Below are 423 nucleotides of genomic sequence, written 5' to 3'. Positions count from 1 at the left end.
CACAGTTTGTCTTAAGAGAACAGCAAGAGCGCAAAGATTTTTGCAGCGTCGGATAAAGGAAAAAGCGAAAAGCATTTTACGAAGATTTTTCTTTAGCCAAGGCGCGAAAGTGTTTATGAGAGGGCGCGTACATCAGTACGCAACCGAGCAGAAACAGTTTAGCAACGCCGGATAAAGGAAAAAGCTGAAGTAAAAAATGGGTCTGTAGCTCAGTTGGTTAGAGCGCACCCCTGATAAGGGTGAGGCCGGTGGTTCAAGTCCACCCAGACCCACCATTATAAATCAATGCATCGTAAGTTGGACCTTTGCCCTTGCCCAACGAATAAACCATAGATGCAGATCAAAACAAATTCAACTGAGTGTGTTTTAATCTGCAAAAAGCAGAAGTTCATTAACAATTAGGTAGCAAGAAACAAAGTACTT

At 42.6% G+C, this 423-nt stretch carries 1 tRNA gene; it reads left to right on the top strand.

Features of this window, described 5'->3' with window-relative positions:
* Window positions 1-198 precede the first annotated feature (198 nt).
* Window positions 199-275: transfer RNA gene (locus tag AB3348_RS15260), tRNA-Ile, on the top strand.
* Window positions 276-423 lie beyond the last annotated feature (148 nt).

Source organism: Legionella sp. W05-934-2 (assembly GCF_964199965.1).
GTDB lineage: Bacteria > Pseudomonadota > Gammaproteobacteria > Legionellales > Legionellaceae > JAFIFT01.
Note: the sequence above shows the minus strand (reverse complement) of the source record. Positions and strands in the feature narration are given on the sequence as shown.